The sequence below is a fragment of the Bacillus sp. mrc49 genome (genome assembly GCF_002803435.1).
In genome coordinates this window covers 1-6,932 of record NZ_PHNG01000663.1, presented here as the reverse complement: position 1 = coordinate 6,932, position 6,932 = coordinate 1, and the positions used below count along the sequence as shown (strand labels likewise).

Here is a 6,932-nt window from a genome sequence, read left to right as displayed (position 1 = left end):
GTTGGGTTAAACGTGTATTTGGAAATAAAGAAAAAACCTCTTCCCCACCTCAATTCAAACCCGGCAGCATTCCTGAAAATGCTAAAGGTACGTTTCAAGGGCCCTTTAAAGGCGGTTTATCTTTTGTGGGTGAAGAAGGGCCAGAGCTTGGATACTTACCAGGTAAAGGACTTGGGTTGGTTGGCACAACGGGTACTGAACTGATGCATTTGCCTAGAGGTTCAGCTATTCTTCCACACGATAAAACAAAGGCGGTCTTAAGCAGCTATAATTTCCCGACTAATTCGATCCCAGGCTTTGCAAAGGGTACCGGTGATGATGATTCGTTTATGGATTACATCATTAGTGGTTCTAACAAAGTTATAAACGGCATTGGAACATTAGGCGGCAAGGCTATGGATGCATTCGATATCATCACAAAAGGCCCTTCTAAGTTATGGAACCAATTAAAAAGTTCCCTAAACTTTAAAGACACGTTCCCTACATTTGCAAACCAATGGGCAGGCGGAAATGGTGTAGTGGGGTGGGCGAAAAATAAAGCCATGGATTATTTCGGTTCCTTGTTTGATGGATTCGGCGGCGGAGGCAGTGCGGCTCCTGTGGGTAAGGGCGTTGAAAGATGGCGGAGTACCGTCATACAGGCATTAGGAATGAATGGACTCCCTACAAGTGCTAATTATGTGAACGCATGGTTAAGGCAAATCAAGTCTGAATCAGGCGGGAATGAGAAGGCTATCCAATCCACAGCTGTCAAAGATGTTAACTATTACACTGGAAATTTAGCTCGCGGCCTCGTCCAGGTGATCCCGCCAACATTTCGCAGTTTTGCATTCCCTGGACATACAAACCAATTGAATGGTTTAGACAGCTTACTGGCAGGCATGAACTATGCAAAATCGCGTTATGGATCTAATATGCTTAAATACATCGGTCATGGTCATGGATATGAAAATGGCGGCATCATCACCAAGGAACATTTGGCTATGGTAGGTGAAGGAAATAAACCAGAAGCAATCATCCCTTTAAGTCCGAACAAACGGAGTAGGGCACTAGAATTACTGGCTGCCGTTTCTAGTAAGATATTTGGTGATCCGACTAAGACTAGCAGCAGCGATAATAGTCTTATTTTTTCTCTGCTAAAAAAGCAGGATGCCCAAATTGAATTGTTACAACTGCAAAATGGACTTTTATCTAAGATCCTAGCAAAAGACAACAATACTTATCTGGATGGCAAAGTTCTTCATGACAATAACAAAAAATACAGCAATTCTGAAACGAAAATAAGGAACATCGCAAAGGGGGTGACTAGTTTATGAGCGAAGAAATTACTTTCAATTTTTGTGGGATTGATTCGGATAGAGAGTTGAATCTCATTGTCAATGAAATCAGACGTCCCGTTTCGGCTGAAATATCGGAAAACGTCCAGGACATTCCCGGCATGATCGGGGAGTTATTTCTAGGTAATAGCTTTGGGAAAAAGCAGTTTGATATTGAAGTGACATTAAAAGCCGATTCAGAAAATGATCGTGCGAAAAAGTTACGGATCCTATCTAACTTGATCATTCAAACTGGAGACGCAGAATATCCCATGGTTTTTAGTGATGATTCCGAATGGACCTATTACGGGCACTTTACTGGAATATCACAACCAGAAAGGATAAGCAAAACTTCTCATTGGGTGAGTTTCACTATATCTTTTGGTTGCTCAGACCCTAAAGGGTATGGGGTTTACGAAAAAAATAATATGAATAAAAACCCTATAACTTTGACGCCCAACGGTGCTGCCGAATCATACCCAATCTTTACTTGTTTGCCTAAGAAACCTGTAACTAAAATAGCCATTACTGATCAGGATGGGGACTATGTATACATTGGTTCTGAAGTAGATCCAGATACAGGTGATACCAATATTGATTTGGAACCCTTAGTATTGCATGACCCTTGCAATACTTTAGCCACCTGGACATCGATTAATTCTTCCAATCTCACTTTTGAATTGGAGTCGGGCGTTCCAAGTGGAACCATGCAAAGCACACCTAATTCCATTAGAGTTGGCAAAACAAGCGATGGTCTTGATAACTTTGGCGCTGTTAACCCCAATAATAAGTGGCATGGCCCCATTAGGCAACAGTGGCTACCAGGGAGCTATGGTGATTTTAGAATTCGAGTACGTATGTGGAATCGGCAATATTACGCGAGGGCTCGTGGTAAATGTGAAATCTATTTACTTAATGCCACCGGTGTTCGAATCGGTAAAATTATGTTAAAGGATAACGGCAATAGCGAATCCGTATATGCACAGGTCCAAATAGGAAGCAGCTCCAATCACCACGATCTTTATTTTAGTCAAGGTACGGTTAAAAAAGGCAAGAAAAGCAAGAAATCCATCAAGTTAGGTACCGGAACTAAAGAAGTGAAAAGCAAAGGGAAAACCAAAACAGTACAGCAATGGAAGACGGTTAAATTAGACGAGGACACCACAACTTCTACTTTTACAGACTTCTACGGATATATCGAATTACAAAAAATTGGCAATAAATTTACGATGGAGATCATGGCCTTCGATGAAGACAGCAATCCAAAATGGAACAAGCCCATATCCAAAACATGGACAGATTCGTCTAAAAAATATACTGAATCATTAGCAGGAATTGCTTTTTATACAGCAAAAGGTGATATTTCTGAGGACAAAGCAAATCCGGTAAAGCGTTATAAGAACAACGGAATGGGCCTTGCAGATGTGAAAGTCTGGAGAATTATTGATGGAGGAAATAAATCGTCCAGCAGCCCGACTATTATTGCTCGTCCAGGTGATGAAGTTAAGATTAATTGTGAAGACCGGACGATCTATAAAAACGGGGCTTATTTCATGGAAAAGTTTTATATCGGAAGTAAATTCCAAACTTTGATGGGCGGGATCCCCACAACACTTGCCTTTGAACCAGGATTAGACGATGCTGATTGGTATTATGAAATAAGACCAACGACACAATAAAGGAGGGGGATGGCTTATCTATATCATCTTAGATTTAAATTTAGAAGTATGCGGCGTGCTCGACTTAGAAGGAAATAAAGGCTGCAAGTTTTATGATGATTTACGCACCACTAAGATTGCTGATGAACAAGGGAAAGTGTGGTCCGATACATTAACCATTTCAGTCCCTTATGGGTTTAGAGAAACATCTATGATGACAGAAGGCTATCACCTCCTTAAACAGGCTAGTGATGGCCTTTATTATTGTTATCGTATTTATAACTGGACGGACAGCGCTCGGGGGCCCATACACGTTAAAACGGTTCAGGCGTATAATCTTTGCATTTGGGATCTATATCATAAGATCGTGGAGGCAAAATCATTTTTTAATGCAAATAGCAGTGATGTTCTGGACTATATCTTACAAGGGACCGGATGGGAAAAAGAAGGAGATGGCTTTTTTGGTGGTTTGAAATCATTAGAGCTTTCTGCAGGTCAAACCGCACAATCACACTTGGATACACACATAAGTGACTTTGGAGTGGAAGTCCGGGCTCACGTTCAGATTTACAATGGTAAAGTGATTAGAAAAATTCTTGAAAGTGTTGAATCGCTTGGTGAGCCTGCTGGGAGAAGAATTGAGTATTCCCATGATTTAGAGGGCATAACACGAACTGGTGACGATATGGAGTTCTATACCAAACTCCACGTATTCGGCGGGACTGAATCAGATGGAAAACAGGTATCGATCGCAAGCGTGAATGGCGGCCGCACTTATATAGTCGATGAAGATGCCAATGATCTTTATAACAACGGAAATCCATATTTAGAAGGATATATAACCAACGAGGATATTTTAAACCCTACCGGTCTTCTTGATTGGGGGAGAAAGCAATTAGACAACTATAATCACCCCAAATATACCTATGAGGTAGATGTTGCTCACTTAGGTTATGAGGCTAGTCTTGGCGATCGCATCCAGGTCGTAGACTTTTCCATGGAACCAGAGCTGACTATTTCAGCTAGAGTCTTGGAAGTAAACGAATCTGAAGCTAACCCCTTCAATAACAAATACACATTAGGCGAGTTCATTGAAATTGTAGCTGTTACGCCATCGGATATCTGGGCATTGCGGGCAGCAGCGTCACAAGCTCAACAAGATGCCCAAGCTGCAAAGTCTTATAAAGTTGAATACTTTACACCGGACGGTACAGACTTTGCCGATACAACAAGCGAAAAACGCATTATCATCCGTGTTTATTACGGAAAAGACGATGTGACAGCTTCAATCGACTTCAAAGACTTTGTTTGGCAAAAAATTAATGCGGATGGTTTTCATGATGAAGTGTGGGAACAAAATCATCTCAATGTAGGCAATGTGATAACGGTAGGTTCCGAAGTCTCTGATTCTACAATTCGTTGCCAAATACAAAATGGGCTAAGTGGTCCCATCCGGTTTGCTGAAGAAAAAGATGCTGCGTTTTTTGCTTCCTTACAATTGGACCCACCTTCAGGATGGACCGACTTTTCTCCATCGGTCGCCCAATATGCTCAAGTGGATATCGAGAGAAATAACATATATTGGTCTCAAAAGTATTGGGGAAGTAAACGCTATTCCGGCGATACCGCAAACAACATCGAGAGCTATGTTATTACAAGAACAGATTTAGGTGGGAAGATTCTTGACCGTATGTGGGCCATACGAGGCGGTCACGGAGCGCAATTCGGAATTGAGTATATAAACAGCCAAATGTGGATTTGGTCGTGCTATAGGGACGTTAAGAACAATAAATGGCATGTAGTTAAATTCCCTTATAAGGCTAACAAAGTTTTAGATTGGGGAGATAGCAGTATTGTTGATCTAATGGTCACGCCCTCCAATTCAGCTTATCGGACTAATTTAGACGCGAGAAATGGCTATGTGTTATTTGCTGTCGGAGTTACAAATCCAACTTTCTACGTTTGTAAAAAATCCGATGTCTTGGCAGGTAAGCTTAAGCCTATCTATACGATGCAAGGTAGCGACATTAATTTTTTCGGATCGGCACAAACGTATCAATCTACCTGTTTAGATTTCCCTTATATTTATTTGACATCTGGCAGTTCGGATTCATCTAAGGACCAACGTGTTTTATATTGTGCTGATATCCGTTCCAAATCCTTAGTCTATAGAGTTGTTTATACATTTGGGACGATTGAAAGAATAGGAAATCATGATGAACCAGAAACCATTAGTTATTACTATGATAACAACGGCAAAAGATGGTTAGTTCAAGGGTTTGCATTTGGAAATGAAGATGCGGAGGATAGTCAACGACTAAACCAGCTTTATCGAATAAATGAGCATATACGAGGTGAGATTTCTTGAGCATCTTGGCGAGCACGGATATTCCATTCACAAATAATAAACAAATAATTCTCCAAGTGGACAAAAAAGCCTCTGATGCTATTTTATCGGCCAACGGGAAAAGTTCAAATTACTACCAACCAAATGAACCTGAGGATCCAAAAGAAAATGATTTGTGGTTTAAAACTACATTAAGTGGTATCACAACTAATTTTTATCAATATGTCGGCGGTCGATGGGTGGAAAGCTTCAATACTCTGTCTGCCATATCTGCAGATTTGGGTAATGTTGTGGCCGGTTCCATTACAGGAGTCATTATAAATAATGGAAATGGTACTTTTTCCGTAGACAAAAACGGAAACTTAAAAGCAGCCAACGCTGAGATTGTAGGAAAGATACAGGCGGATGGAAGTTATAGTTTTTTAACAAATATCGGGGAACTAATCACTCACGCAAACCGTGTTATTTTAAGCGATGGTAATGTGAGAGTTTACGAAAGAGATACTAATCTTTCTATTTTCCATACCAACCGAGGATTAACAACCTCATTAGCAGCCAATGGAGACTCAAACTGGAATACCACTTCTTCTTACTTAGATTTACGTTCAAGGGATGGCGCAACCCTACATGGCGGAAGTGGACTGAAATTAAGAGCAAAAGGGGCTGCAGGCATCGATTTTACCGATGTTCTCCAACTATCACATATTACCCTTACATCTAACGGTACAACAACAAACAATTTTCTTTTCTTAGATAAGAACACATTTGATATAGGCTGCAAGAATATGCGAAATGTGGATGGATATCAAGCGTATTTTAATGGAACCGGAACAGGGAATACTTTGGGCGCTTCAAGTGACACAAACCCCACAAATCAAAACAACACACCTGTTTTAAAGGCTGGCGGAATAAGGGTGAGAAGTACCGACACACATTTCTATGTGGCTGTTGATGGCGTTGGTGGCACATTGCGTGTCACAAATTTAGCTGGTAATGGTGAAGATCCAATTACTTATAGACCAGTTAGAGCTAGTCAACTGGATACAACATCCTCCTATACTTACAAAACAAACATTTCAGAAATGAAGAGATTAGCAAATCCTATTTTAGACGAACTTAAAGTTTGTGAGTATGATTTGGAGGCTGATGTACAAAATGGCATTTCTAATCCACAGATCGGTTTGATTTCTGAGTATAGTCCGCAAGTGGCAGCTCCTGATGGAATGGCCATTAATATATATAAACTTCTGAATTTATTGTTAAAGGGTCACCAGGAGTCATTAGGTGATGTAAAAGGCTTAACAGTATCCTTAGAAATGGTGTTGATCGAACTTGAAGAAAAAGAAATAAGACTTAAAGCAGCTGAACAAAAAATCATTGAAATGACAGAACTATTAGCTGGAATGGAAACAAGATTGCAAGCTCTAGAAAAATAAAAAAAGGAGGGGGATCGGATGTTTAAACCATTTGACATCACCTTGGATATATCTAATCGCTTAATCAACAACACCTTTGAAGTAAGTAACAATGATTTAAATACAGTGCATTTAATTGTTCATTTAAAAAATGAGAATGAATCATTTGATTTAACAGGAAAAACGATAAAACTAG

Annotated in this window: 3 protein-coding genes and 1 pseudogene; all 4 read left to right on the top strand. The window is 40.2% G+C overall.

All coding sequences use genetic code 11. The features are described from left to right. Window positions 1-1,316 (top strand): annotated as a pseudogene (locus tag CVN76_RS09735) (transglycosylase SLT domain-containing protein); the annotation flags it as partial. Next, on the top strand, window positions 1,313-2,995 hold the full coding sequence (locus CVN76_RS09730; protein ID WP_100530538.1) for a distal tail protein Dit: 1,683 nt from the start codon (window positions 1,313-1,315) through the stop codon (window positions 2,993-2,995). The pseudogene CVN76_RS09735 and the gene CVN76_RS09730, both read left to right, overlap by 4 nt. Window positions 2,996-3,050: 55 nt before the next feature. Beyond that, the gene (locus CVN76_RS09725; protein ID WP_157805543.1) at window positions 3,051-5,342 is read left to right on the top strand and encodes a phage baseplate protein; all 2,292 of its coding nucleotides are present in this window, start codon (window positions 3,051-3,053) and stop codon (window positions 5,340-5,342) included. Beyond that, entirely contained in the window at window positions 5,339-6,757 is a 1,419-nt protein-coding gene (locus CVN76_RS09720) for a hypothetical protein (RefSeq protein WP_100530540.1), read from the top strand. The genes CVN76_RS09725 and CVN76_RS09720 overlap by 4 nt, the downstream gene beginning before the upstream one ends. Window positions 6,758-6,932: the final 175 nt, after the last annotated feature.

Bases quoted from the DNA above. Each gene is read 5' to 3' on its own strand.
- CVN76_RS09730 (WP_100530538.1), top strand. From the start codon at position 1,313: ATGAGCGAAGAAATTACTTTCAATTTTTGTGGGATTGATTCGGATAGA.